Annotated in this window: 30 protein-coding genes; 17 read left to right on the plus strand and 13 right to left on the minus strand. The window is 44.5% G+C overall.

Annotated elements, in window-relative coordinates; all coding sequences use genetic code 11:
- Positions 1-690, minus strand: a 690-nt coding sequence (locus tag NC994_RS26015; protein WP_190437350.1) for a competence protein CoiA family protein, incomplete at its 3' end; no start/stop codon positions are given.
- Between the two features lie 77 nt (positions 691-767).
- On the opposite strand from NC994_RS26015, the gene NC994_RS26020 reads away from it, so the two are divergent.
- Complete coding sequence (locus NC994_RS26020; RefSeq protein ID WP_190437352.1) at positions 768-1,049, plus strand: hypothetical protein; 282 nt, start codon at positions 768-770, stop codon at positions 1,047-1,049.
- 272 nt (positions 1,050-1,321) lie between these two features.
- Here NC994_RS26020 and NC994_RS26025 read toward each other — a convergent pair whose 3' ends face one another.
- From NC994_RS26025 to NC994_RS26045, 5 genes are all read right to left on the minus strand, one after another.
- Positions 1,322-1,516, minus strand: coding sequence for a hypothetical protein (locus NC994_RS26025; protein WP_190437354.1), 195 nt, complete (start codon positions 1,514-1,516; stop codon positions 1,322-1,324).
- Between the two features lie 781 nt (positions 1,517-2,297).
- The gene (locus NC994_RS26030) at positions 2,298-5,267 is read right to left on the minus strand and encodes a phage/plasmid primase, P4 family (RefSeq protein WP_190437357.1); all 2,970 of its coding nucleotides are present in this window, start codon (positions 5,265-5,267) and stop codon (positions 2,298-2,300) included.
- Positions 5,268-5,890: 623 nt separating this feature from the next.
- On the minus strand, positions 5,891-6,034 hold the full coding sequence (locus tag NC994_RS26035; RefSeq protein WP_190437359.1) for a hypothetical protein: 144 nt from the start codon (positions 6,032-6,034) through the stop codon (positions 5,891-5,893).
- 35 nt (positions 6,035-6,069) lie between these two features.
- Positions 6,070-6,222: a hypothetical protein gene (locus NC994_RS26040; RefSeq protein ID WP_190437362.1), complete on the minus strand. Its 153-nt coding sequence runs from the start codon at positions 6,220-6,222 to the stop codon at positions 6,070-6,072.
- A gap of 124 nt (positions 6,223-6,346) precedes the next feature.
- Positions 6,347-6,763, minus strand: coding sequence for a hypothetical protein (locus tag NC994_RS26045; protein WP_190437364.1), 417 nt, complete (start codon positions 6,761-6,763; stop codon positions 6,347-6,349).
- 263 nt (positions 6,764-7,026) lie between these two features.
- Between NC994_RS26045 and NC994_RS26050 the strand changes: the two genes are divergently transcribed.
- The 13 genes from NC994_RS26050 to NC994_RS26110 all read left to right on the plus strand — a co-directional run bounded on the left by NC994_RS26050 (position 7,027) and on the right by NC994_RS26110 (position 14,482).
- Positions 7,027-8,067 (plus strand): hypothetical protein, encoded by a 1,041-nt coding sequence (locus tag NC994_RS26050; protein WP_190437367.1) that lies wholly within the window; start codon positions 7,027-7,029, stop codon positions 8,065-8,067.
- Positions 8,067-8,345, plus strand: coding sequence for a hypothetical protein (locus NC994_RS26055; RefSeq protein ID WP_190437370.1), 279 nt, complete (start codon positions 8,067-8,069; stop codon positions 8,343-8,345). Before NC994_RS26050 ends, NC994_RS26055 begins: the two co-directional genes overlap by 1 nt.
- Positions 8,346-8,429: 84 nt before the next feature.
- Positions 8,430-8,669, plus strand: coding sequence for a hypothetical protein (locus NC994_RS26060; RefSeq protein ID WP_190437372.1), 240 nt, complete (start codon positions 8,430-8,432; stop codon positions 8,667-8,669).
- Complete coding sequence (locus NC994_RS26065; protein WP_190437374.1) at positions 8,666-8,857, plus strand: hypothetical protein; 192 nt, start codon at positions 8,666-8,668, stop codon at positions 8,855-8,857. The genes NC994_RS26060 and NC994_RS26065 overlap by 4 nt, the downstream gene beginning before the upstream one ends.
- On the plus strand, positions 8,854-9,036 hold the full coding sequence (locus NC994_RS26070) for a hypothetical protein (RefSeq protein ID WP_190437377.1): 183 nt from the start codon (positions 8,854-8,856) through the stop codon (positions 9,034-9,036). Before NC994_RS26065 ends, NC994_RS26070 begins: the two co-directional genes overlap by 4 nt.
- 218 nt (positions 9,037-9,254) lie before the next feature.
- Positions 9,255-9,743, plus strand: coding sequence for a hypothetical protein (locus NC994_RS26075; RefSeq protein WP_199299690.1), 489 nt, complete (start codon positions 9,255-9,257; stop codon positions 9,741-9,743).
- Between the two features lie 11 nt (positions 9,744-9,754).
- A complete protein-coding gene (locus NC994_RS26080; protein ID WP_190437380.1) occupies positions 9,755-10,435 on the plus strand; it encodes a hypothetical protein in 681 nt (226 codons plus the stop codon).
- Between the two features lie 62 nt (positions 10,436-10,497).
- Positions 10,498-12,150, plus strand: coding sequence for a hypothetical protein (locus NC994_RS26085; RefSeq protein ID WP_190437383.1), 1,653 nt, complete (start codon positions 10,498-10,500; stop codon positions 12,148-12,150).
- On the plus strand, positions 12,140-12,310 hold the full coding sequence (locus NC994_RS26090) for a hypothetical protein (RefSeq protein ID WP_190437386.1): 171 nt from the start codon (positions 12,140-12,142) through the stop codon (positions 12,308-12,310). The genes NC994_RS26085 and NC994_RS26090 overlap by 11 nt, the downstream gene beginning before the upstream one ends.
- 122 nt (positions 12,311-12,432) lie before the next feature.
- Positions 12,433-12,570 carry a hypothetical protein gene (locus tag NC994_RS26095; protein WP_190437389.1) on the plus strand — a complete coding sequence of 46 codons (138 nt, stop codon included), beginning with the start codon at positions 12,433-12,435 and terminating at the stop codon, positions 12,568-12,570.
- A gap of 83 nt (positions 12,571-12,653) precedes the next feature.
- Positions 12,654-12,950 (plus strand): helix-turn-helix domain-containing protein, encoded by a 297-nt coding sequence (locus NC994_RS26100; protein ID WP_190437393.1) that lies wholly within the window; start codon positions 12,654-12,656, stop codon positions 12,948-12,950.
- Between the two features lie 135 nt (positions 12,951-13,085).
- The gene (locus NC994_RS26105) at positions 13,086-13,901 is read left to right on the plus strand and encodes a hypothetical protein (RefSeq protein WP_190437396.1); all 816 of its coding nucleotides are present in this window, start codon (positions 13,086-13,088) and stop codon (positions 13,899-13,901) included.
- A 269-nt stretch (positions 13,902-14,170) separates the two neighbouring features.
- Positions 14,171-14,482 carry a hypothetical protein gene (locus NC994_RS26110; RefSeq protein ID WP_190437399.1) on the plus strand — a complete coding sequence of 104 codons (312 nt, stop codon included), beginning with the start codon at positions 14,171-14,173 and terminating at the stop codon, positions 14,480-14,482.
- Positions 14,483-14,792: 310 nt separating this feature from the next.
- On the opposite strand, the gene NC994_RS26115 is transcribed toward NC994_RS26110, so the two are convergent.
- The 3 genes from NC994_RS26115 to NC994_RS26125 are packed head-to-tail and all read right to left on the minus strand — an operon-like array spanning position 14,793 to position 21,201.
- Positions 14,793-17,729, minus strand: coding sequence for a DEAD/DEAH box helicase family protein (locus NC994_RS26115; protein WP_190437403.1), 2,937 nt, complete (start codon positions 17,727-17,729; stop codon positions 14,793-14,795).
- On the minus strand, positions 17,726-19,168 hold the full coding sequence (locus tag NC994_RS26120) for a restriction endonuclease subunit S (RefSeq protein WP_190437407.1): 1,443 nt from the start codon (positions 19,166-19,168) through the stop codon (positions 17,726-17,728). Before NC994_RS26120 ends, NC994_RS26115 begins: the two co-directional genes overlap by 4 nt.
- Positions 19,165-21,201: a class I SAM-dependent DNA methyltransferase gene (locus NC994_RS26125; RefSeq protein ID WP_190437410.1), complete on the minus strand. Its 2,037-nt coding sequence runs from the start codon at positions 21,199-21,201 to the stop codon at positions 19,165-19,167. Before NC994_RS26125 ends, NC994_RS26120 begins: the two co-directional genes overlap by 4 nt.
- Before the next feature lie 921 nt (positions 21,202-22,122).
- On the opposite strand from NC994_RS26125, the gene NC994_RS26130 reads away from it, so the two are divergent.
- The 3 genes from NC994_RS26130 (at position 22,123) to NC994_RS26140 (ending at position 23,937) form a co-directional block, all read left to right on the plus strand.
- Positions 22,123-22,644, plus strand: coding sequence for a hypothetical protein (locus NC994_RS26130; protein WP_190437413.1), 522 nt, complete (start codon positions 22,123-22,125; stop codon positions 22,642-22,644).
- Between the two features lie 92 nt (positions 22,645-22,736).
- A complete protein-coding gene (locus NC994_RS26135) occupies positions 22,737-23,636 on the plus strand; it encodes a tyrosine-type recombinase/integrase (protein ID WP_242032558.1) in 900 nt (299 codons plus the stop codon).
- A 73-nt stretch (positions 23,637-23,709) separates the two neighbouring features.
- Positions 23,710-23,937, plus strand: a complete 228-nt coding sequence (locus NC994_RS26140) for an EF-hand domain-containing protein (protein ID WP_190416402.1) — start codon at positions 23,710-23,712, stop codon at positions 23,935-23,937.
- A gap of 411 nt (positions 23,938-24,348) precedes the next feature.
- Here the strand turns inward: NC994_RS26140 and NC994_RS26145 are convergent, their stop codons facing one another.
- From NC994_RS26145 to NC994_RS26160, 4 genes are all read right to left on the minus strand, one after another.
- Positions 24,349-24,729, minus strand: a complete 381-nt coding sequence (locus tag NC994_RS26145) for a DUF6632 domain-containing protein (RefSeq protein ID WP_190416403.1) — start codon at positions 24,727-24,729, stop codon at positions 24,349-24,351.
- A gap of 102 nt (positions 24,730-24,831) precedes the next feature.
- Positions 24,832-24,957 (minus strand): hypothetical protein, encoded by a 126-nt coding sequence (locus tag NC994_RS26150; protein WP_277881136.1) that lies wholly within the window; start codon positions 24,955-24,957, stop codon positions 24,832-24,834.
- A gap of 12 nt (positions 24,958-24,969) precedes the next feature.
- Positions 24,970-25,641 carry a GNAT family protein gene (locus tag NC994_RS26155; protein ID WP_348225647.1) on the minus strand — a complete coding sequence of 224 codons (672 nt, stop codon included), beginning with the start codon at positions 25,639-25,641 and terminating at the stop codon, positions 24,970-24,972.
- Positions 25,642-25,718: 77 nt separating this feature from the next.
- Positions 25,719-26,152, minus strand: a 434-nt coding sequence (locus NC994_RS26160) for a GIY-YIG nuclease family protein (RefSeq protein WP_190437417.1), incomplete at its 5' end; no start/stop codon positions are given.

Here is a 26,152-nt window from a genome sequence, read left to right on the forward strand (position 1 = left end):
AATTTTATATAGGGTTTCACCATCAGCTTTTACTTCTAAATAGTACAAGCGATGCTCTAGAATTCTTTTGAGCTGAGTTTGGTAAAGCCATAAATCAATTGAACGTTCTTTCAGATTCAGTGATTTTAGTACTTTAGCGAGTTCTACCTGCCGTTCTATATCAGCTAATTTCTTCAGGAGAAGCGGCTCCTGAATTTGATTGAATTCCTTTAAGGGCAGCGCTCCCACTGGAATCATCCCTAGCTGTGTAAATTCGTAGCCAGGAGGATTTTGATAGGGATTTTTCTGCAATAGTTTGGCTTTGATTAATGGCTTGAGGTCAACTGAGAAAGGGATACTCCAGCCATTTGTTCCACAGGATTTCCAAAGGGTTTTGAGCAATTGTAGTGCCTGCCCTGATAACTCGATATTGAAGTTGTCATACAGTGGGAGGCTAGGAAACTCTCGCTTAACCGTCACGGAACGACAGGTTTGCCCAGTATGAGCGAAATGGTGTTCTTTGACTTGACCCTTCTTAGCAACTAATTTGACTCCACAATAGGGGCAAACTAAATCGCTTTTTCCGCTGGGGACATCGACGATATCAACCAATTTATTATCAGCATTGACCCCAAATTTTAGCAGCCACACATAAGCCATATCGCGAATCGCTAAGTATTTATCGTGAACTTCGACGGCAGATGAAATCAAGATGCTCCCTTGAGTAAACGAGATCGCCCTCAGTTCCAGGAGTCCTAGGGGCAACTTGAATAAACTACTGTAGTGCCATGTCAAAGATTTCAGAGTGCGATCGCTGTCTCGACTTCCGAGAAGACCCCAACGCCGAACCTCCTGAACTGTGGGAGCCAGAAGGGACAACCTACTACGATGGCGAACTAATTTTGCAACCTAAACAGCGGTGGACACCACTACAACAGTTGGAGCTACTGGATTATCACCCGATGTTTACGGGCAGATGTCCCGGCTGTGAGATGCCCTTTGAGATGAAGAAGCCGCCATCAGTATATTGGGATTGCTCTCGGTGCGGATGGAGGGATGATAGCGTGTGAGCGATCGCACTTTTAATTTAAATCAACGCTCCAGCAATTTAGATATCTGTAGGGAGCCGCAGCCGTTAATTTTCTGTTGTTCAAAATAACCAGTCCTGCCCTTCCATCTCTAAAACTTACCCCCGTAACTTTTAGTCCCAATTGGGACGTAAAAAAACCATTGGTTCACAAGAAAGAGGAGACATCTCCGCTCACGACTTCAGATCACGACTTCAGAAAACAACAGTGGCGATCGCCCTCGTAATTTCAAGGTAATCACTACCAGGTCGGCCTTACTCAAGTGGCTTGAGATCCGAATTCACTAACGCTTTGTCCATTCCTTCAAGTTGGGTGTGAGTCAGAGCCGATGAAATTGCTCCGTAAACGCTACCCTGAAAACTCGCTTTTGAATCCGGGGTAAACCAGGATTTGGATAATAGCAGATTTTTCTTCTGACGATTCCACTCAAGGTCAGCCAGACTTTTCAAGATTAACCTCCTGTACTCCAACCCGCTAAAAAGGGGATTGTCAATCTTCACGACCAAATCTCTTCTCCGCCACTGTACAAAGAGGATTCTGCGGATACAGTAAGACACTCATTACCTCGCTGGTGACGGATATGTGATGGACTGTGATAGATGTGTGACGGATACTGTGATAGATGAAACCCTTGACGGTGATAGACCTTATCGTTTGTGATGGACTTTGCCAAAACCTAGAGGTAAAACTTGAAAATGAAAAAAATTTGATTTTTGAAGGCGACCATAACAGACGCGATCTTATATCCAAAATTTAAAAGAAGGCTATAAATAAAAAGGTTTAACTAAAAATCCATCACAAGAGCTGTGGTCTATCACCATCAGGACTTCCATCCATCACGGTTTCCTTCACCTGTCCGTCACACATCTATCACAGTCCACCACGGAGGATGCCGGAAATTGATCTTTGGGAGGGAGATAGGCTAAGCGACGATGATGACCTATCCCCCATTGCTCCATGAGTGCAAGTCAAAGCGACAGCATCAATTTACTGATGCTAGTTCTTAGTAGAGACAATTCCTCAAACGTGGATGGATGGGCAGAAGATTAAATCGTGATTTCTTTAATCATCTAGCTCGTTCCTGGCGCAATTAGAAGGGAAAGCTTTTGGAAGAAGGAACTGACCAGGCAGTTCAATCGCCCTTGAGCGCAAAAAGATTTAGGGGCGATCACCTCTAGATGGTGTGCCCCAGTCGTCAACTCAAATTTGATGCTTCTTGGCTAAATCTGCTTAAATCTCTAACTCACCCTGCTCAATTTTTCCAGACATAATTTTAGCTAGACTATCTCGTTCACATTTGGTGAAATACCAACGCCACACCCAAGTAGCTTTTTCTTCCCCATAAGCCTCTATGGTCATTTCCCACTCACTCTTAGATTGAATCTCTTCGAGTACGCCTGCAATCTCCTTGGGTTCTTTGGTTTGGTTAAGCCCTTTGGTACCGGGGTATTCAATTCCTAATGTAATTTGTCCAACTCCTCCAGGCTTTTCCCCTGTCCACGAATATAAATCTTCTCCGTTTGGAGCTTTTACCAAAGAAACTTTTGACTGATGGTAACTCTGCCGTCCCAACGTTGGATGGGCAACAATATATTCTTCTCCTTGTATTTTAAGGATTTGAGCGATGGTACCATCGCGATTCTGGGGCGATTTCGGCAGACGGACGGCATAGCCAATTTCTACCTTGTCTGGTGGAGGAGATAAGGATGGAGCTAGAGTCGTTGGACTGGGGCAAACATAAGTGGATTTAGCTTCGCTCCCATGAGAAACCAAATTTTGTTGATTCTCAAGTTTTGTGGATTCGTTTTGGGAAAATCCATTACCTTGTTGAAATTTCTCACCAGCAAGAGTTTCATTTATCTCTACATCCCTTACACATCCATCCCCATTTATCACTGGGGATGCTAAAGGTTGATTTCCGGAAGATGGAGAGGTTGGATGCGGTTCATCTTCCTCACCAGATTTTCCTGTAATAATGAGCGGATCTGTATCATATTCACTGCGGATTTTTAGATTCATAAAGAAGCTACCATTACGATCTCGCCCGTGTTGAACGTCAAGTCGTAGTTGGCTTTGGAACAAATCCTTGAGTAAGTTGACAAACCGCTGAAGTCCTACTGTTTTACTTCCCGAAGCCACGCTATACTCCGCATAGCTGGCATAAAGCCAAGTTTCGACATTCTGGTATGTGTTCTTGGAAGAAGACTCTTTCTCGCGTTTAGCGACTCCTACGGCACTACGAGCGCCTTTCCGGTACGTCAAGCAGTGTTCTGCCCATGCCGCAATGGGATTGGTTTCAATCAAAGCTTCTGCTTTCACATGAGCAAGGCTTTCAACGCGGCTAGAAGTACGCTTTACAAAATTTGTTACCTCCTCATCCGGCATTGCCAGAACCCAGTTCAAAAGTCCAGAGATATAGGGCAAGAATTCGCCCTGTAGTTTACCATTCGTAACTTCTATTAGATTTCGCTGACTGTCTGGATGAATCTGCTTCTTGAATGGAATCGTCAGGCGTCGTCTCTCTAACCCGCTCGTATAGTCACCAGATTGAATCATTTCGTTGGCTGCAACGATGACCATTGCCGTTGGAGTGAATCCTCCAGTGCTTTGCTGAAATTTCACCTCATAGGGGAGGGTATCTTGCCCGGTCAAAGCCTTCAGAACCGATACGCCTCCAGAGTATCTTTCCGAATCAGTAATCACGACTAATCTTTTTCCGTAAATACTTGCCGTCTCAAAACGGCTTCCTTCTAGCTTTTGCAGGGTTGTAGTGTGAGTATTGTTTAATCCAATTAGCGCAGTTGCTAATCTGATGAATGTGGATTTCCCCGTTCCTCCTGGCCCGATTAATTCGATATATCGCTGCAAATCTGTGCGACCTTTAACGATTGCATTCAGGTAGGCGCGGAGCAATTGCACCAACTGAGTATCGCCATTAACCATATCCAATAACCATTCTTCAATTGGTTCGCAGGTAGCGAGGATATTGAAGCTATATGGCAGGCACCAGGTCAATCGATTTTCCGGGGAGTGTGGTTTGAACTCCTTGGTGGTAAAGTTCAACACTCCGTTTTCTAGAGGAAGTAATCCTTCTGTTTCATCCCACGTATTGATACGTAGGCGAGCTTTAAGGATTTTTACTGTGCCACTGAGATAGTCGGATTTGTAAGAGTCACTCTCCACCGAATCCATTACTATCTGCCAAACATCTTCATCGGGAATCTCTGCCCAAATCCCTTCTTGCTTATTAGCGCCGTATCGATACCATTTTTTGAGGTTGACGTGCCACGCCAGCTCAGGACGATACTTTCTGGCAATTTCAACTGCCAGATCTCCTTGCTCTGGCAGGACTCCTTCCTTTTCCAGTTCTCTTTGCTCTGAGGGTGAGCGCCGTTCTGATTTCGGCTTAAATCCATTACCAGCTTTAGATTTTTTCTCGAACTCCTGCTCTTTTACCCAATCCTCTAAGAGTTTCGCCCGTGCTAGTTCAACCTCGAAATCATCCCGGCTGTGACCTAGGAGGTAATCGTCCAATCCTTTACCCTCGCTTTCATTCCAAACAACTACCCATACGATACATCCGTGTTTTTTAAGAACTTTACCCAATCTTGCTACCGCTTTTTGGACTCCACTTTTGCAGACGATATCGGAGTCGAAGCAAAAATAAACTAAACGACCAAGTTGAGCGAAGGGTTCCAAATTACTAACTAACTTCCCCTCGTGCAATCCCATATCCACACCAAGTAGAGAGATGGTGGGATAGTCGTGAGTTAGCCCACTTCCCGCTTTTTTACCACCCTCGGTGATTAATATGGGCTTGGTTACATCCGCGATAATTCCAGGCCAGTAACTTTTATCCCCAGTGTCCAGACAAAGTGCATCGTGCTGCGCTTTTGACGAAAGATATTTGGCAGGTTTCTTCCCGTCTCCAAAATCAACTGGTTTATCGGGCTTGAATTGCCCATGCATTGTGCCCATCGGCAACCCGGTACGCGGGTTCACTCCCGTACACCACCAGCCAGAGACATGAAAGTAACCCTTCCAACCCAAGCGTTTCGCTATCTCATTCTTGTCGGTCAGGGTTTGGACATTCAGCTCTGTGATTAATTTTGATACTCCGCTTCCTTCTGTCCATTCTTTGGAATGTTGCAGCCAAAGAGCGGGCGGGGCTTCGGTTGGACTGGGAAAAGGCATTGCCATTGGGAACTCCTCCGTGTTTTACGAAGGAGGTAGTCACCCGCTAAATGTTGAATCCATGCAGAAATTTCCGGCATCACCGGAGTTATTCATCCATCCAACCAGTCCTTGAAGTTCGTATTGTCTCTAGTCTTGCCTGTGTGTGTCTGTTACACGTCATGGACAATTACCGGGACTCAGGGTACCATGTGTGTAAGTATTTCAAGAATCTAATAGATTCTTTATTTAGGGTTGGTGGGTTAATTCGCGGTAACTTCGGTTCTTTGAGATGAACCAGTGCTGGCGGGTGGCTTGCCTCCTTTTTTTTTAATTTTTAGGCTAATTTTCAATCAAATAATTAATCAAAGGATGAGCTTACTGAAAGTTTATCCTTCAATTTGTACATTTGTACTAGCCTCATCTCTTTATACTACGTTTCTGCGTGGGGGGCAAATCAGATAGCAATATTTGTTCTTTTTACCTCGAAGCTGATCGATTGCTTGGCTGAAAGTGGTGAATCATTACTAAGCGCCTAGGTCTTTTAATATCCCGAACTCAACAAAGTCAAAGTTAGAACTGAAGTGTTCATGTCTATAGGGGAGCAACGCTTTGTAGGTGTGGTTTAAAAGGTCTTGCTGTCTTAAGATTTATTTCACATAATTGAGGGCATCTTCCTCCCAATAATCTTTCATATTTAAAGTGACAGCCTGGATAGCTGGTATTTGCAACATCTGAGCCAGAGGGTAGTTCTCCCATTCTTGAGCGTCGGAATCTAAGTCGGTTAGAGACATTGGCTTACCAGAGGCTCTCTTTCTCTCTAGATTTTTTAGCGAGTGAGAATCAAGCCCCAGTTAGAGTTTAAAACTGCATCGCACACTTCAGGCATGGCAGACGCTTCAGCGTTGTCTGGTTCAGCCATTAACGCCAAAATCTTTAGAGGCTGGCTACAACCATCCCAGGTGATTCGAGCGTATTTCAACCGAAGCTTTAGCAATATTTTTGCTAGCTCACAACCCCCTTTATCAAGCCAAGCCTTAGCAGCAGATTCATTTGAGGTTTGGAGAAGTAAGCTTTGGTTTCCAATGCCTTTGAAGTCAAAGTACTTAAACTCCTTTGGGTTCTTTCCTTGTGTTTTTGGGGAAGCTGCGATCGCGTAACTCAACGATTACTTCCTTATTCATTTGCAACTCCCTTGCAAGAAATGCCAACTCGCGCACGGTAGGTTTAGCTCCATCCTTTAAGGCTTTTAATCGCTCCCTATCAACCCCTCCCTTTTCTAACAATTGCACGTAATTTTGCTGTACAAGCTCAGCAATAGTTTGAGTGCTGGCTTGAGATGCAGCCTCATTATCTAAATGTTGTTCTTCCTTTTGCTGAAGATATTCTGTGAGTATATTTTCCAATCCTTGACTGTTATCAACGCCATTTTCAACACAGTAAAATTTGAAGCGCTTTGCCAGTTCTTTGGGGACATGACCTCTCACTATTTGGTAATTTGGATCGTCTTTTTTTCCGGGCACAGTAGCAACTTAGCAATTTTGCTCTCATTCTCTCATAATCAATAAAATTAGCTAAAGTTGCTATTTTGCTAAGAAATGAAGTTGCTACTTCGCGACTTAGGTGCTATCGTAGCATTCATAGGCAGCAAGCGCCTACTTCACCCAACTCCTGGCTAAACCGGGCACTCCACTCTGCAAGAACTTAGCAATGGGAGAACAAAGGTATAAGTCATGTGCTGGGAAGGTTCTGCGACTTTCTACAACTAAATTAAGGAATAACCCTCATGCAAAGCACTTCCCTGGCTGTGCCTTTTTCTGCCGCCTCTCCCCCACTTCTGGCAACGGGTTACGACGGTGGGAATGGCAGCGTCAAATTAGTAATTGATAATGCTGAAGTTCGCATCCCATCTTACATTCAGCCGCTACATGGTGAAATTTACGACGTGCCTGACAGCAATGAAGGCAGCTTAATTGAATATCTTTCAGGCGATCACCCTGACCTTATTGGGCAGCGGTGGTTAACTGGGTCTTGTGCCTATTTAAGCAACCCGCAAGGATATGCGCGAGTCGTGGATCACCGAGCGGGAAAAATTCAATATGGCTTGCAATTGTTTTTCGGTGCGCTGGGTACGATGTCGCATCGCGCACGGTGGAATCTTTCAGTTGTAGCTAGCCTTCAGGACGCGCAAGCCTTTGGAACTCAGTTATCAAAATCCCTTCAAGGACAACACAGTATTCGGGTCAACAATAAGGGCGTAACCCATGTTGATTTATCGGTTAGCACGGTTATTGAAGAAGGTGCAGGGGCTGTAGTTTCAGCGCTGGCATCTAATCTTATTGAGCCGAAAACTCAAAATATTTTCATTGACCTCGGCTGCGGCACAATCATCTCTTCTGTGTTTGGTGCGGGCGGAAAATTAATTGCTCGAAAAGTTACATCCGGTGGTGTCGATGCGCTGATTGAAGCGATCGCAAAAAACATCGACACTCGCCGCCAGTTGATGAAAGAGGGCGACAGACATTTAATCCGAGCTGGCATTGAAAGCAGCTCTTTCGAGTACGGGACAACGGGCTGGAACTTCCGCCAAATTTACAACGCAGAGTTGAAGCCTTGGGTATCTCAGAACTTAGCGACAGCATTTAAGGCAGTAGACCCTTGGAGAGAACAATCAAACTCAATTGTTGCCATCGGTGGCGGCTCACAATTACCTGCGATCGCTCAACTCTTAGCTTCTCAAAAAATAGTAGTCGCTACTGATGGTACTTGGATTAATGCTCGTGGTTTATCACGCTTGGCACAAATCAAATTACGGAGGGAAGGGTAATGGGTTCTACTACTTCAAAAAGAGTTTCAGTTAAAGCTTATCTGCTACCTTATCTGGATGAAATTGCAAAAGAAATAGGCACTAACGATTACTCAGAAATTGTTCACCAACTGCTTTTGGAACATAAGCGGTTTATCCGAAAAGGTTTATCGAATTTCTCGAATGACGGCTTGATTCAAATGCCAACTCAATCACAGGTTAGAGCGTTGGAGAAGTCAAAACCGAATATTAGTGACGATGACTTAAGCTCTGCTCTCTCAGATTTATTTGTCGCTTAAGAGTAGCCAGCGGCAAGGTTTACCAGGCTCAAGCCGCTGGCTACTCGCCTCCCACTAACAACACAGAAGGAGACACCTTCAACTATGACAGACATCAAGACTGCAATCCAACAGCGCATCAAACAGAACCAGCGCAACGGCATCGGATTCGTGGAAGGACAGCTATTACCCCGCACTGCCTGTCTAGAAACGGCTTGTACCCTAGCTGAGTATTGGTCACGGGGTATGGACACAGAAGCATTCGCGCTCATCAATAATCTGCCTTCGCAGCGGCAGTCAATCCATTCAATCTACTCAAAGTGCATGAGGATGAAGCGCAAGTGAAAGCTGAAACTCAGAAGCTCAAACAAAAGTTTTACAAGCAACTTGTAAGACAAGGTGCTAACTATCAATTTGCTGCTATCGCTGCTGAAGCTTTAGCGAAAGAACAGCTCGAAGGTTATCAACGAAATTCACAAGACCAGAGGGCAATTAATGAATGTCACAAGAAAATTGCAAGAAGGGTGCAATGAGCTGGATTACTTACAAAGTAGTAGCTAAATCCGGAACGACCTTCACGCACTTTTCTCGTAGCTCTGACCTAAAAAAAGCACAAAAAGAGTGGGAGAAGAAATTCAACCAGAAGGCTAAAAATATTGCACTGGACAATGACGATACTGAGCTTGATTTCTCCGACCTATTTGACTCTTAATCATGCCAAACCAGAGCTACGTCTTAGACCACATCTCTCGCATTGAGAACCGTCACAAAAATAATCCATCTGCTCAGCTTAATTCCAAGTGGCGTATCGCTAGTAATCAAGACTTATTCAATGATTTGGACAGTGCCGGAAGCTTAACGACAGTTCAGATTAGACAGGTAGACAGGTTCATTGCTGAAGTCAAAACGAACAGGAGGTGCAAACATTAAATGACATTTGTAAGAAAGCTCAAACGCAATAAAATTTCTGTTCTGTTTGGAGTTGGTATTCTCGGCTGCTTCCTTCTGAACAGTCGAGAGATTCAAAAAAACTTCTTTACGATTGGACAAGTTCGTGAATTATCACAAATAAACGCTGCTAAAGATATGCAGTTGAGAGTGAGTCAACAGCAGATTCAGATGCAAGCGGAAATCGCAAATGAACGTTACCAGACTGGCTGCGTACTCGTAGTTTCAAAGCAAGATCCAACTACATTTACATCTCTTTCAGAAGGACAACCAGTTATCGATTCAAAACGTCAGACTCCTTTACCTACGGGAACGGTGGTTTGTGATGCGAATGGAAATACTGGCAAGATAATCCCTGGTAGTGATGGCACTCCAGTAGTCGGAGAGATGGCATTTACAGGCAATCGTGAAGTTGTAGAAGCGGCTCGAAAATCAACTCAACTGAACTACGTTTTACCAACTAATAACTAGGGAGAAGATAAATGGCTAGAGCTACACATTATCGGGGTGGAAGTGGCATTACTTTTGTAAAAGTTCTTTACTGGCTAGCTGTACTAGCTGCCATTTGGTTCGCTTACTTAAATCTTCTGCCCTACGTGAGAATTGCCAAAATAGCGATGCTGCAAACACTTGATTCAAACTTGAATCAAGTTATCGCTGGCATTCCTTTAATCAACGGGTTAATTTTAGCAATTCTCTCAGTCATTCACTGGTTCGTTGGCGCAATCCTGTGGAGCATTATTCAAACGTTAGAAATCTTGCCAACTGTGTTAAAGCGTGATAGAGCCTTTTTACGAACTTTAATCAATCACTCAGATAGCTTTGATAAGTTCGAGATTCAAGAGGATGACGAACCAACCTTAGCAACACTCAAGCTTTGGTACAACCAGTTTCCGTCTCTGACAATTGCACGGGCGAGAACTGCTTCACTGTTTGTTTACGCCGTTGACTTTTGTATCTGTATTGCTGTTTACCCTCCTGCGCCTGGGGGGTTCAGTAACTTTGTTTTTTTGATTTCAACGGGTCAACTTGGTCGGTTGGATTGGCAGAATATTCTGATGCTAGGGCTGACTCTATTTGCTATTGAAGGTATCGTTAAGCTGCTGTTTTGGTTAGGCGAAATCGCTTACTTTATGAAGTCAGCACACGCTTCGCAGTCATAGGTAAAAAGCCTAAAAGCTGGGTGCAATTCCCAGTGACTTGTATTGCTTATAGAGGAATAAGTATGTCAGCGTTCAACCCGAAAAAGAAAGAGTTACCAGCTATCTGTTGGCAGAAATTAGCTCACGAATCTCTTGAAGAAAGCAGTTCCGGTTCGCAAGTTTTGATTATTGGTGGAATTGTAGGGGGGTTGCTTGGTGCTTCAATCACTGGTTTTCCTCCTACTGGGTTGTTGATTGGAGGTTGGGCATTTTACGAGGCTTGGAGACGCACCGCTGCCTTAAATAAAAATGAGCAGGCGATCGCTCAACATGGATGCATAGCGCACCTACTGACTCAAGAGAAACTGCGCGATTTTACAAATCAGGTTGGAGAGCAAGAAGTCAAACGGCAGATTGAGTGGGCATCAGAAAATGGTTACTCTTTGACTGCTGACGCTGAAGAATTCCTAGAGTCTCAGCAGCAAAGTGAGTCAGTAGCGATCGCTGGTGAAGCACCGCAACGTTCGGATTTGCTCAAACAGGCAATCGCGATATTTCAGAGAGAGCCGAGAGAGTCGAGTGAATCTATCGTTGAAGCTCCATCAAAAACCACAGGGCTGCAACCTTTCGACCGGGCACGCATCATAAACGAATCTAAGGGCTTGATGATTATTGGCGACATGGGCGCTGCCAAGACCTGCGTTGCCCAGTACATTGCGAACGGTTTCAATGATTACGGAATTATCATTTTTGACCCCCACGGTCGGACAGATTGGGGCAGCGCTTATGTGATTACTAAAATGCCAGCGATCTATCAGCAGATGGCAATCCTACTTGAACGGCTGGAGAACGGAGACGAATCACCGTTGCTAATTATCTGCGATGAGTGGTTGGAAATTAGAGGCGCTCGCCTTAACAAGTCAGGTGACTTCAAAGGAGTGGCAGATGATTTTATTCGTCTGTTCAGTACCAAGCCAAGGAAGTTCAATAAATTAGCTGCTTTTGTTCTCCACAGCCCCAACGTTGAAGCTGCCGGAGTAGACAGTTTTTTAAGAGAGAACTACCTGAAAGTGTACCTGGGTCGCTTAGCTAAAAAGGAATTCCCAAGTATCAAAGATTGCGCTTATCCCTGTGTTATCGAGGGAGAGCAGTTTGAGCATCCAACGCATGGACATCATGAAGTCTTTCGACCAACAGGAAACGCCCCACGTAATCTACAACCTCTCAATTCAGCAGTGATTAATATTCCTTTGACTTACATGGATAGAGGGAAAGTTAAGGTGCATCAAGGGGGTTGGGATAAAGGCTCCTTTATTCACAAAACTGATATCAGACATCGACTTGAATTTCTCTTGAATGATCTCGGAACCGATACTGGTATCGATACCGGAACCGATACTGGAACCCGTGAAAGAACAGCTAAAAATAGCGATACCGGAACCGATACTGGTATCGATACCAGCGATACCGAATCTGATACCGCTGATACTGGAAGCGCTGAAACCATTGGAAACACAGGCGGTTCCGGCGATACCGAGCGTGATACCAGCGATACCTTCACACCAGCACAGCTCCCAAGAGTGCAGGTGGTGCAGCTAGTTGAGCAGATGAAGGTATCGGGATTTTCACAGACTCAAATTATTCAGGCACTTTGGGGCTGCGAGAAAAATAAAGCCGGGTGGAAACAGGCTTATACAGAGTTTAAAGAACTGACAGAGGGTAGTGATGAGAAGTAGGGGCCGCGAAAGAATCAAAAATATTTCAATCGCGAGTGTAGCGATCGCCTGTAGTTTCGGTTTCTTAACTCTGTTGATTCAGCCAAAAGAACTGCACAAAGGAATGCTGCTAGGTTTTGTTTTGGGACTGTGTTGCGGTATTCGCCTGACTGAAGATTAAGTCCCATTGGGATTTAGCCTTTCTCTGTCAATCGACATTATATTGCCCTGAAGTCTTTGTTCACGAGAGGGGCACACCCTTATCCTCTGAGGGTCACAGATGTTCTATTTTGCGACCCGATAATGACTAATTTTCAATCAGCGATCGCTCACGTTGCTTCCACTGATAATCACCCGAATCTGCACTTGTGTTCTAGCGCTGAATTTCCGTCCCAATTGGGACGGGAAAATTTAAAGTATCTCGCTTGTGTAAGCAGCTAGGTAACGCAGTTACTAAAGTCTTTCCCCTCATTTCATAAATAAAGAGTCACCCCACTCGCGTTGATTTATATAGGAGGTGTTCAATGACTCCCAAACCTTTAACTGAGCGTCAACGTCAACTCATCCAAAATTACGCTTACTGCCAGTTACAAATGACCCCTCAGCAGTTCCGTACTAAATGGGCATTAACCCACGAAGAAATTTCTTTAATCTGCGATCGCTCTCCGGGAACAGTTAATTCCTGGTTCTCTCCTCAGAAAAAACATCGTCCCACCAGAAATGATATGCGTCATCTTGCTTTAATTAATTTCCTTTTGGAAAACTTTGAGTCAATTCCAGAAGACATCATAAATCTACTCTGTCCACCCTATTTAGATTAGGAGTCATCCTCGGTCAACAGTCAATGTCAAATCGATATTTTTTGACTTAAGGCTTTCTATTATTTTTTAAAAGTTAGCAGATTGTTGGGAGTCTTCGACTCAGATTTTCTGCGCTCTTTTACTGGAGGAATCCTCATGAGTTTAACTTCATTCGTCAATGAAAAGGATGTTCGCGAACGCTTTAACGCAGAATTCTTTAAACCAGTCTTGATAAAGAATCAGGCGCTACTCGTTCCCCCTCTCACTCAAAATTCTCGGATAATGGGAGCTGCTTTTGATTATCTGATGCGCTTCCATTTGAAGAGGTTGAACCCACAAGCGGTTGAGCTTCCCTGGATAGCCGAGAATGCTTGGTATATTCTGGATAGCAGAGGCTTAGATGAGTTGTGTCAGCAAGCATCTCAGATTGTGACTCAAGCAAAAGAACGTTATGCAGAGTTTCTCTCAACCCAGACTTTGACTGATGAACTTCTTGCCTCTACCTTACTACTGGCTAAACTAGATGGCTTTTATCGTGCCCTAAGAATGGATGAGAATCTTCTACAGGTTAATGAAGAAGACGTTCGGGATTTAAGAGCTTTAATCAGTGCCGTTGATTTTAGTTTATTTCAGACTTCAGGAACGGTTATCTTAAATCCACAATTTAAAAGCTCCTCTTTAGTGAAGGGTGCAGATGCAGATTTAATCCTTGATGATTTACTCGTCGATATCAAAACGGTGAGGGAACTGGATTTGCAGAGAAGGGACTTTAATCAACTGGTTGGATACTATGTTTTGAGCCGGATTGATGCCCTGAAAGGTGTACAGCTTCCCTACGATATCAAACGCTTAGGTATCTACTTCTCCCGCCACGCTTATCTTTTTACCCTCAATGTTGAAGAGGCTATTGATGAGGAAAAATTCCCTGAGTTTCTAGAATGGTTTCAAGTGAGAGCGGGAAGGAGCTTTTAAATCGGAATTTATCAATCGTTGATGGGATTGGATCGGTTCTATCTTTCATGCCGATACCCCAAGACTAATTAAGCCTCGTACATTGCGGTTTTTTTTTCTGAAAGGGCAATCGCCGAAAACAAGTGCCAATTGGCACTTAAGAAAGCTGGTTGCAGTCTCTGATGTTAATTTAGGGTGCAATATTCCCACAATTGAGCGCTAATATTGCACCCTAAATTTTAGGGTGCAATAATCAAGTATTGCTTGTTGATATTTGCACCCTAAATCTTATGAGAAGAAAACACTCATCTGACTTCTCGCCTAAAGATGTAGCGCCTCATGCAGCAAAATGGAGCCGGGATGAACTTGAACAGATGAAAGCGATTATTGAGGGGTTGCTACAGGCAACGGAATCAACATCTGAGCTGGTTGAGGAAGTAGCGCTTACTAATCCGAATCGGGGACATAAGAGCGGGAGCGGTACTGGTTATTTTGAGGAAAAGATGATTAACGGCTGCGGCCCCTACAGATATCTACGCTATTGGAGAGAAGGGCAGCGAAAGTCTGTTTATGTAGGTAAGGTGGAGAACCAGTGCAATTAATTAGAAACGCTCTCAGGTAGAAATCTGACTCCAGTATGAAAGCGATCGCTCTCCTTACTGCTACTGCTAAACTACTACAACTGTTGTCTAATCACACCCGGAACTTCCAGCATCACCACGGTGATACCTGCTGGATCATCAGAGTGCTGACATACACAAGGAATATGGGATTGGAATTTAAGTGCTACTTTGCTCTTCGTGACAGCTTCTCTATATTTCCCCCGACAATCATGACAAGCCACGCGACAACAACGCGACAACGCGACAAGTCCGGCAGACCTAGTAGAGACAGCAATTGGCTTGAGCAGCACTAAACCTCCTCTGCCTCTCCCTGTTCTTGATTTATTACCTTATTGCAATATTGGAAAAACATCCAGCTTAGTAGAGCTGTTTCAAAGTCTTTATTCTTCTTAGTTTTAGAATAAAAGTCTTGAAAGCCAAGAGTATTTTCTCTAAATAAACTTATCATTTGCTTTTGAGCTGTTTCATTAAACGTTGTTTGCGCTTTATCAGCGTTGACTTGTACCTGTTGCTTTAGTTTTTCATTTTGAGATAATCGCTCGGTCACTATTTCAACACAGACCTTATCGGCATCGGTTAAATTAACACCGTAGCGATTGTTAAACTCTTGAATTACTTGCGAAAGGGGAACCGCTGTCCTAGCTCTTGGAGTACCAGAACCTTTGATGACGGGGGATTGAAGTTCGGTTTCTGCGGTGTTATTTAGGTTGATTGAACCGCTGAAGGTTTGTTGAATTCGATAAGCTTCTAATTCAATGCCTTGGGGAAGTGTGAAGGGAGATTCCTGCTGAGAGGGTTGGATTTTTGTTAGGAGTAAGTGACCTAAGCTGTAGAGCTTTTCTAAGTCTACATCGGTAAATTTAACAATTTGGGATAGGTAGAGGTAGAGACGAACGTATTCGGTGAGAAGGTCACGGAAGCGATTTTTGTTGTCTTCTTCGGCATCGTTAAAGCGTTCGACTACTGGAGAAATTGCGGCTTCTAGTTGGTCTACGGCTTGGGGATTTCTGTAGTAAATGTTGGTAACATTGCCAAGTTCTGAGGCGTCATAAAAGCCAAATTGTTGAAGCTGCCGTTGCAGGGTGTAGAGGCGGTTGGGTTGCGTGCCTTCGCTGAGAGTGGTGGCAGTGTAATAATCTTGAAAGGCGTTTTTGATAGTTTTCCAGTCGTTGACAAAATCTAGCACCATTGTCTCGTTCTTACCGGAATGGCAACGGTTGAGGCGGCTGAGGGTTTGCACGGCTTTGATGTCTCTGAGGGGTTTATCGACATACATGGTGTGCAGTAGGGGTTGGTCGAAGCCTGTTTGGAATTTATCAGCGACGATGAGAATGCGGAACTCGTCCTTTTTAAAGGCTTCTGCCGTTTCGTGGATGGGTTCGCCAGCACTCGCGGTGTTCATGTTGTATTCGGTGTAGTTGACTCCGTTGAGAGTCACGGTTTGGGAGAAAGCAACTAGGGTTTTGAAGGTGTATTCTTTCTCCTGAATGTAGGCATCTACGGCTTGTTTGTAGCGTACCGCTTGGGCACGGGAACTGGTGACTAACATCGCCTTGGCTTTGCCGTTGATATGGCGTTGAACGCGATCGCAAAAATGCCCTACGATAATTTCGACTTTCTCATTAATCATCTCTTCGTTGAGATTGACAAAGTTATGGAGGGCGCGGACGAGTTTCCCTGTGCTACAGCGTGGGTCTTCAGTGGTCGCTTGGAGTAGGCTATAGTACTGCTCGTAGGTGGTATAGTTTTGCAGTACATCGAGGATAAAGCCTTCTTCAATGGCTTGGCGCATTGAGTAGAGGTGGAAGGGATAATATTTCCCATCCGTTTGCTTTTGACCGAAGTACTCTAGGGTGGTGTTTTTTGGAGTGGCAGTGAAAGCAAAATAACTGAGGTTGTTTAGTCTGCCGCGTCTAGCGGTTTCCCTTAAAATGAAGTCTTCGCTATCTTCTTCAACGTCAGCCAGCACCGCATTCATCTGTCTGGTAGTTTTGCCGCCTTGGGAGGAGTGCGCTTCGTCGATGAGGATGGCAAAGCGTCTGTTTAACATTTGATTAGTTAGTCGCAGCACCTGGGGAAACAGTTTTAAGGTGCAAACGATGACCTGTTTGCCCTCTTCAAGGTCTTTTTTGAGTTCTTTACCTGTTGGAGGAGTGGCGACAACACCACTTACTTGTTCAAATTGCAGGATAGTGTCTTGGAGTTGTTCGTTAATGATTTTGCGATCACTAATTACAATGATGGAGTTAAAAACCCGTTGGTCGTTGGCGTCAAACAGGTTCTTGAGTTGATGGGAAAGCCAAGCAATGGTGTTACTTTTGCCGCTACCAGCACTGTGCTGAATTAGGTAGCGTTGTCCTGCACCTTTAGCTAGAGCATCGTCTAGGAGTTTCCGTACTGCGTCAAGTTGATGGTAGCGGGGAAAAATCAGACGGTTTTCCGGCGTTAGCTGAATGAAGTTTTTAATTAGGTTGAGAACGCTGTCAGGGTGCCAAATTTCTTCAGCTAGATAGGCAGTCCGGCAACCACGGCGGTTAGGGTCAGGGTTAGGGTCAGGGGGATTGCCTTTGCCTTGCTTGTGTCCTTTGTTGAAGGGAAGAAATTTGGTATCGTTGCCTTGCAGTTGGGTGGTTATGAAGACCAAATCGGGGTCAAGGGCGAAGTGGCATAGGCATCGACCGAATTTTAATAAGGATTCGTTGGGGTCGCGAGTGGTGCAGTATTGCTTTTTGGCGTGTTCTACAGTTTGCCCGGTGAAATGGTTTTTGAGTTCTGCGGTGAAGATGGGTAAGCCGTTTAAAAATATGCCCCAGTCGAGGCTTTTTTTTAGGTCTGTTTGGCTGTAGTGGAGTTGGCGCAGGATGGTAAAGCTATTTTGCTCGTAGAGGGTTTGTAGTTCTGGGTTGCGGCGGCTGTTGGGTTGAAAGTAGGCGAGTTTGAAGGTACAGCCATAGGTTTTAATATCGTTTCGCAAGACATCCAGAGTGCCTCGGCTGTTGATTTCGCTGGCTAAATAGTTGAGGAATTCTGTTTCTGTCGCGTCACCGTGATGTTGTTTGAGTTGTTCCCATGTTTCCGCCTGGGTTTGCTCGATAAACTGGATTACGTCTTTAGGGATTAGGCAACGGGCTTTATCGTAATCAGTTTGGGTGCGTTTCTCGTAACCTCTATCTCTATCAATCAGACTTCGTTCGATGATGGCTTCTAAGTCTTTTTCTAAGGTCATGAGGCTACCTCGTTACGCACGTCAATTTTGCCTGTTACAGCAGCGGATATTAGGGCGGTGCGGTATTCTTTGAGTTTTTCAATGCCTTCGCGGATTTTAGCGATGAGGGCATCTATTTTGGCGGTTTCTCGGTCGAGGTAAGATGCGATCACTTTTTGTTCATAGGGATAGGGAAGAACAATTTCAAAGTTTTTCTGTGCTATCAGACCAACATAATCTCTAGTTGATTGATTGCCAGCAATGAATTTCAATCTTTCTTGAAATGGTTTTGATTGGAAATAGTAATACAAAAACATTTTATCAATTTCTTGCTTTTTGATTCGATAATAGGTTACTTGTGGAGTGAGCATTACAAATCGAAATTTAATATTATGGGGAATAATTGAAGTTTCTCCTAAAGTACCCTTATGAGTCAGTAGAACATCTCCAGATTGAGAAAATCCAATTCTTAAAGATTCAGCTTGCTGTTCTGAAATATACTTACATCCCTCCAAATCTATTTTTCCATTACGAATGTTATTAGCCATCAAAAAGGGGATACCCATCTCAACATAATCCTCCGCACGAGGATGTATTTTCCCATGATTGCCATCCTGTATTTCTAGGCATTCACTACGAATGAGATTACGGACAGTCACAACTCTCCAATCTTCAGGAATCTCCCCCAACCACTCAACACCTGAATCCTTCAGTGGCGCGGTTGAGTTAAGTCCCTTGGTGACGGTGTGGCTGATGATGGCGGTGCGCTTTTCTTGTAGGAGTTCGATTAGTCGTTCTTTTTTGGCTATCAGGGCATCAATTTTGGCTGTCTCGCGGTCTAGGAAGGATGCGATCGCGTTTTGTTCATTTGGAGAAGGAAGAACAATTTCAAAGTCTTTTTGTGCTACCAGACCAACATAATCTCTGGTTGACTGATTACTTGCAATAAATTTTAGTCTTTCTTGAAATGACTTTGACTGAAAATAGCAAAATAAAAAATCCCTGTTTATTTCATGTTTTTTTAATCGGTAATAAGTTACTTGTGGAGTCAGCATTATAAATTCAAATTTAATTATTTCTGGAACAATTGCTGTTTCTCCTATAGTACCTTTGTGAGTCAGCAGAACATCTCCTGATTCAGAAAATCCAATCCTTAGAGATTTGGATTGCTGTTCTGAAATATATTTACATCCCTCCAAATCTATTTTTCCATTACGAATATTGTTTGCCATCACAAAGGGGATACCCATCTCAACATAGTCCTCCGCGCGAGGATGCATTTCTCCGTGATTGCCATCCTGTATTTCTAGATATTCACTACGAATGAGATTGCGTACAGTCAAAACTCTCCAATCTTTTGGAATTTCCCCCAACCACTCAACTCCTGAATTCTTGTAAGCTGGGTAGCGTTTCCACCTTCTTAGAGTTTGCGGAACATCCTTTGGCAACACCTGACTCATCCCGCCACCTCTCGCAACATCTCTAAAATGTCCTTTTCCAGAACCTTAATATCTGCCTCAATCTCCTCTAGTTGTCGCGGTGCCTGATACTGATAAAAGTAGCGATTAAAGTTAATCTCATAGCCCACCTTCCCCACTTCTTTATCCTTTTCATCACAAACACTGGTATTAACCCAAGCATCAGGAACGTGGGGCTTTACCTCCCGCTCAAAGTATTCCCAAATATCCTCTTTCAGAGGTACATTCTCCGTATCCCCTAACTGCGGGTCAGGTTCCGGGTTTCCATCTTTATCTCGACAAATCTCCGCTGTTTCATCCCGTTCCGACAACGCCGCAAGAATCGCCTTTTTCAAAGGTGCTTTAACCTCAATCGCCGCTGCTTTAATCGCCTTATTCAGCACCTTAACAAAGGCATCCCTATCCTTATATAAATCCCCTGGCAGCGTTGACAACATATCTAGAATCAACCGTTGTTGCTGTCTCCCTACTGCCTCCTCAGCTTCCCTCTCTTCAGCTTTCCACTTCTTACTCACCGCCAAATCCTGAAACGCCTTCTCATCTTTGAGCCTTACAATCCGCTCATCACTGGCTTGAAAATTTAACCGCAACGGACGCTCAACCGTAATCCTGCGATAACCAAAATCTTCCCTATCAAACTGCTTAGACTTTTCCCCAACCTTAAAAAACTCGTATAACTCCGTAATCTCATCAATTTGAGCATTAGAAATCTGCCGCCGCTTATTCCCCAGACTCTTCCGCATCGGCACCCAAAAGTCTGTCGCGTTAATTAACTGCACCTTCCTCTCTCGCTGAGGTTGCTTCTTACTCGTCAGAATCCAAATATAAGTCGCAATACCCGTGTTATAAAAAAGCTGTTCCGGCAATGCCACAATTGCATCTAACCAGTCATTTTCCAAAATCCAGCGCCGAATCTCACTCTCTCCACTCCCAGCATCCCCCGTAAACAACGGCGAACCATTCATCACAATGCCAACCCGACTGCCGCCTTTTTCCGCTTCCTGCATCCGAGACAGCATATCCTGTAAAAACAGCAGTTGCCCATCACCAATCCGAGGCAACCCCGCATCAAAACGCCCCCCAGCCTTCTTCTCAGCTTCTACTGCTTTCTTATCCCCTTCCCATTTTTTGCCATAGGGAGGATTCGCCAACATATAGTCAAAGCTTCCATCGTGCTGAGGGTTTGCCAGCGTACTGCCAAACAAAATCCGTTCCGCATCCCTGCCGTTAACACTGAGGATGTACAAATCAGACTTACACACCGCGTAAGTTTCCGGGTTCACCTCCTGCCCGAACAACCGCACCGTAGCAGTGGAGTTCATCGCTTCAATCCAATCTTTCGCCGCAATCAACATCCCACCCGTACCGCAGCAGGGGTCATAAACCGTCAGCTCGATGTAATCTTGAGTCAGCGCTTGCTCATCCAGACACAGCAACAAACTCACCATCAACCGAATCACCTCTCGCGGCGTGAAGTGTTCCCCCGGATTCTCATTGAGTGCCTCATTAAACTTGCGAATCAACTCCTCGAAGATGTACCCCATCTCCTGGTTAGAAACGCGCTCTGGATGCAAGTCAATCTCGGTACTTTTAAACCGTTCCATGACTAGGAAAAGCAACCCCGAATCATCTAATCGTTTAATCGTGTTCCGGAAATCCAACTTCTCCAGAACATCCCGCATATTTTCACTAAACCCGTTAATATAATCCTTGAGATTAGCGGCTAAGTTATCTGAGTCTTCTAATAACGACTCAAATGTAAACTTTGAAGTATTGTAAAAGGCATACTTTGATGTTTCGCGCAGCATATCGCCCAAAGCATTCTCTGGGAACGAATCCTTAAATTGCTCGTACTCCGCCAGAACTTGCTTTTTAGTCGGCTCCAACACATAATCAATCCGCCTCAGCACCGTAAACGGTAAAATTACATCCCGGTACTTACCGCGATTGAACGTATCCCGAATCAAATCCGCGATACCAAAGATGAAATTAGCCTTCTCTCCGAAATTATTCATGCACTAGCTTTCTCACAACAGTCCTGCCAAGCACGGCAATAGCTAAGATACCGCGATTGCTCACCCATACTATCTCACGGCAAATTTCCGCCAGGGATAAGCGCAATAGATAACCCGAACGGCACGGCAACGCTTTCGCTCCACTCTCTATAGTGTTCCCATTCATGAGGGCGTAAGTCACACCCAATCTATTGTGGAGCTTAGTTGACTTTTAGCCATAAATATCTATTTAAATCGCTCTCTTCTTCAAGGCCAGCAAGGGTTAGTGATCGCATCCTTAAAAACTCCTACACCAGCAAATTGCACAGTGGCAGAGCATCCTTGACTTTCTAACAAACGAGTCTTAATTATGAAAGACGAGTTCTTAGCTGGTTTCCAATGAATCGTCACACCAATTCATCTACCGCTCAAAGCTTTTGAAGTTATCTCGCAAACGACGAGTCCCTACACCGCTCTAGTCACTCTCGTCACAGCGCTCTGTACTTTTCTCTTTGAAGTGCAAGTTCCCAACCTATAATCCGCGTGCCAATTGGCACTTGATTTGCACTCCTTCTATCTCACTCCACATCCGATTGAGATAGATTCAAATAGAAGCTCAAAACTGAATGCAGTGTTGACTCGATGCACCCCGCTACCCCATTGAGAGATTGGGTAGCTTTTTTAATGGGAGCGTACATCTAGAGTGGCTCAAATCAGTTTACCTCCGATGTACCAATTCGCTGACATTGCTGCACTTGTGGAGCCATAAAGTTTAAACTTTCGAGCTGTCAGTCTACCCAAAATTGCAAGGTTTCCTTATCCGTCTACTCAGAGTGTCAATCCAGTCAGCTCGTCCTAGATAATATTGCCTCCAATCAATTTCCCCAGATGTTAACAGCTAAGGTGTATCATCCTGCTATCAGTCTGATTCAAGTAATAGCGATGTCCGAGAAACTCCCTGCCAGTCAAATGTTAAGGGTTCCCACGCTGCTTGTGGAAGCCTACCAAAAGCTCAACCAACTTCACAGGCAGGGACACCCGGTAGTCGAGAAACTTAATCAACTGCTAGCAGAACTAGAAGCTGGGATTGATTCAGTTGATAACAGTGTGCTAGCAGACATCTACAAGCGACTGGAAACTCTAGAGAGCGCCATCGCCAAACTTTCCTCTACTCAGCCCCTAACAGCGCCTGTGCGCAGTGTGTATCAAGTTGAATCAGATGATGTCAATATGCGATATCAGGGTGAATCATCTGATATCACTACAGGAGAGCAGCTGATTCAACCTGATAGCAATGAAGGGTTGTCTCAAGGGGATTTGTGTGTGCGCTTCCATCTGAGTTCTAGCAATATCTCTCGCCATGCCAAAGCTAAGGGGATGACCTCTCAGGAATACCTGCATCATCTGACTGGCTGGGAGCTGAGGGGCCGCAAGTGGTATCCACCTTTGACCACCGACAACTGACACCCCTAACTGTCCTACCCATCACCCCAGTCACCAACGCCAGGGTTTTTTTCATCTCTAGTGCGACATAACTGAAATTATGTAGAGTCAAAATGACCGAAAATAATTGGATGGTTCAGGTCACAGATAGCCAAATCACATCGGAGCGGGTAACGCCCTCGGATGCCCACGACCGCTTAATTGATATGTGGGTGGACGGGCGTTCGCCTCATACTCAGGACGCTTATCGTCGGTATGCCCGTCAGTTTCTGGCTCATATTAATCGACCCCTGCACTTGGCGACGCTGGCAGATGTCCAAGGCTGGAAACTGACGCTATCGCAAAAGTCGCCCAATACTCAGAGGTTGGCGCTCGCGGCTGTTAAATCGCTTTTATCTTTTGGGCATCGGATCGGATTGTTGCCCCTAAATGTGGGAATGCCTGTCAAGTCACCTCCGGCGAAGGACTGCCTCAACGAGCGGATTTTAACAGAGACGGAAGTGGCGATGATGATTGCCCTGGAAACTCACCCGCGCAATCGCATAATGCTACGGCTGCTGTACTCGGCTGGGTTACGAGTCAGCGAGTTAGTTGCTCTGAACTGGAAAGATTTAAAACCCCGTGGTGACAGTGGGCAAGTAACAGTTTTCGGGAAGCGAGGTAAGACCAGAACCGTACTACTACCCGATGGGGTATGGATTGACCTGTGCCAGCTAAGAGGTGACGCCGGAAACGATGACCCAGTTTTTCCATCCAGGGAGGGCGATCCAGGAGGAAATCACCTGCATCGTTCCCAAATTAATCGCATCGTCCTGGCAGCCGCAAAAAGGGCAGGCATCAAGGAAAAGGTATCACCCCACTGGTTGCGTCATGCTCACGCTTCGCATAGTCTCGACCGAGGCGCACCGATTCATTTGGTACAGCAGACATTGGGGCATGAGAGCGTTGCAACTACTTCCAGGTATCTACACGCTAGACCCAATGACAGCAGCAGTCTGTATCTGCCAGGGTAAGAGGTAACTTTCCTTGCATCTTTATCGAAATTCTGAGATATTGAATTGAAAAAATTAATTCAGATAGAAACTTATGGCAACTGAGCAAGAGCTTCAATCTCTTTTTAATACCTTGGATAGCGATCAAGATGGCAAAGTATCGAGTAATGAGCTTTTTTTAAGCCCTGGGTTAAATGCAGTCATTTCAGCAGAAACAGGTACTAGCCCCGCAGAACTGCTAGCGATGTATCGAGATGAAGACGGTAATATTACCTTTGAAGACTTGAAACAAGCTGTTAAGAAAGCAGGGAATTTAGAATAAGTGCGAGCGCCCTTATAGTACCGAAGGTAAGGGGAGGAGGGCTGTCAATGTCCAGTGGCGCGTACTGACAGCTAACTAGATTGAACGCAACCAAGCTAGGCAAGCACTTGACATTATATTGATAATGTCAAGTTTAGGTTTTGGTTGTTGAAACATCGTTGTTGAAGTGCGATCGTTGGCAATATAACATCCCTTTAGCGTTACTCAATCCTTTTAGGGGTTATCTGGATCGCTTGCTGCAATAATAACCGCGAATACATCGTCTTGGTTTCCTTCTTCATGGGTCAGGATTACCAAAAATAAACCCAGTTTTACACCCTTTGTAGATTTCTCAAACCCGCGACTGACAATTTATAGAAAGCCATCATCACCGCTTCTGATGTCAGCTACATTTGATTGGTTGTGCCTTGCTTATTCCTGCACTGGCACCCCTTCGCGTGGCGTTAGGACACCAAGAACAATTGCCACCAAGATTAATGCTGGAACATCGCCTAGGAGATGTCCACGTTCCGCAGAATCAATTACTGCGTGGAATGCCATGATCAGCCCATGAACAACACTCGACCAGACAGTAAACCAGATTAAACTCAGATGTGCTTCGGGTTTTCGAGAAGCCCATAGTAAAAAAACACCGAGCGTCGCATAAATGCCAACGATCATCTGTTCGTATTCATATTGACCGGGTAGCCATGACCAGCCCGATGACCAGATTTTCATCAACGGATAGACAAGGAGAAAAGCAGTTCCAACAACAACAAGGGCGATTTGCAAGTACTGATGCCGCTTATCCATGACTCCAATCTCCGATTATTTTTCAGGGGAGTTTCTACTTCTATAAACTTGTCAGCGTTAGTAGAGGAGCTTCTGCAAATTTTACAAAATTTTATACTTGGATCAGTGATGAGCTTGATGGGTGCGAGTTGTATAGCTGCTACGCAGCTTGAAGGGAACGCTTTTACTCCACATCATCGCGGGAACCATCATCACCGCCTGATTATCATTGAAAAGACCTCTTTTCAAAGGCAATAACTCCTATATGCCTAATGGGGAGATCGCGGGTGGCTTTTCGACTAAACCTAGATCGGAGGGTAGAGCAACGTAAATGAAATGGTCTACCCATTGCTCGTTTTCATAGAGAAAACCGCGACGAATGCATTCCTTCTGCATACCCACACTTTGAGCCAATGCAATTGATGCTTGATTATCCAGATTAATGGCGGCTTCGATGCGATGATAACCCAGTGTTTCAAACCCAGCAATTAATGTAGCTCGAACTGCTTCCCTGCCGAAACCTTGCCTCCAGTGTTGGTTGTGAATTTCGTATCCTAAAATTGCCCATTGATGTTCTTGGCGACGAATTGTTGAGAGATCGATGTTTCCAAGATGCTGCTCGGTTTGACGAGAAAAAATACCAAAGACGAAAACCCGATCGGTCAACGCCTGCTGTTGATGACGCTGACACAAATCTGCAAACCAGTGGCGATCACAGTGATCCAAACTAACCAGCCCATCATCGTATTGATGTTGTTTTGGCAATCGCCCAGAAAAGCCAGCGTACCAAGTCTCATAATCACTGGGTTGCTGGGGACGAAGGATCAGCCGTTCAGTATTAATGGTTAATGCCCTGGAAATTCCACTCATGTCAGATAACAAATTATTTGTCGCTAATAACACATTAGTGTCGTTAATCCAAAAATCTTTCAAAGCTTTTACAATAGGGCTTCTAGACTAAGTAACACTTTGTTTTATTGAAGGGTAATTATCTTTAAAAAGACTAGTTTTTACAGGCAATAACTTCCAGTTCTAGCAGGAGATGACATAATATCCTCTGCCAAAATATTAAGTTCGGCTTGACTTAGACATTTGAGATGCATCTGTTTTAAATCGTTCAATACTACATTCGCCTCAGTACCAAACTTATAGTATTCAGTTAAGCTCCTCAATTGATAATTAAACGACTGGTAGCGATGCTTGAAATATAATTCAATATTGCCCCTGTGTTCCCAAGTCCCCAGTACCTTAAGTTCCACAGTTTTGTAGTGCGAACGCAAATCCCGCCTAATTTCTAGCATTCGTTCTTCAATTGTTCGCTTGGTTACACCAATTTTATATAGGGTTTCACCATCAGCTTTTACTTCTAAATAGTACAAGCGATGCTCTAGAATTCTTTTGAGCTGAGTTTGGTAAAGCCATAAATCAATTGAACGTTCTTTCA

The sequence above is a fragment of the Trichocoleus sp. AS-A1 genome (genome assembly GCF_039962015.1).
Taxonomy (GTDB): Bacteria; Cyanobacteriota; Cyanobacteriia; order Cyanobacteriales; family FACHB-T130; genus FACHB-T130.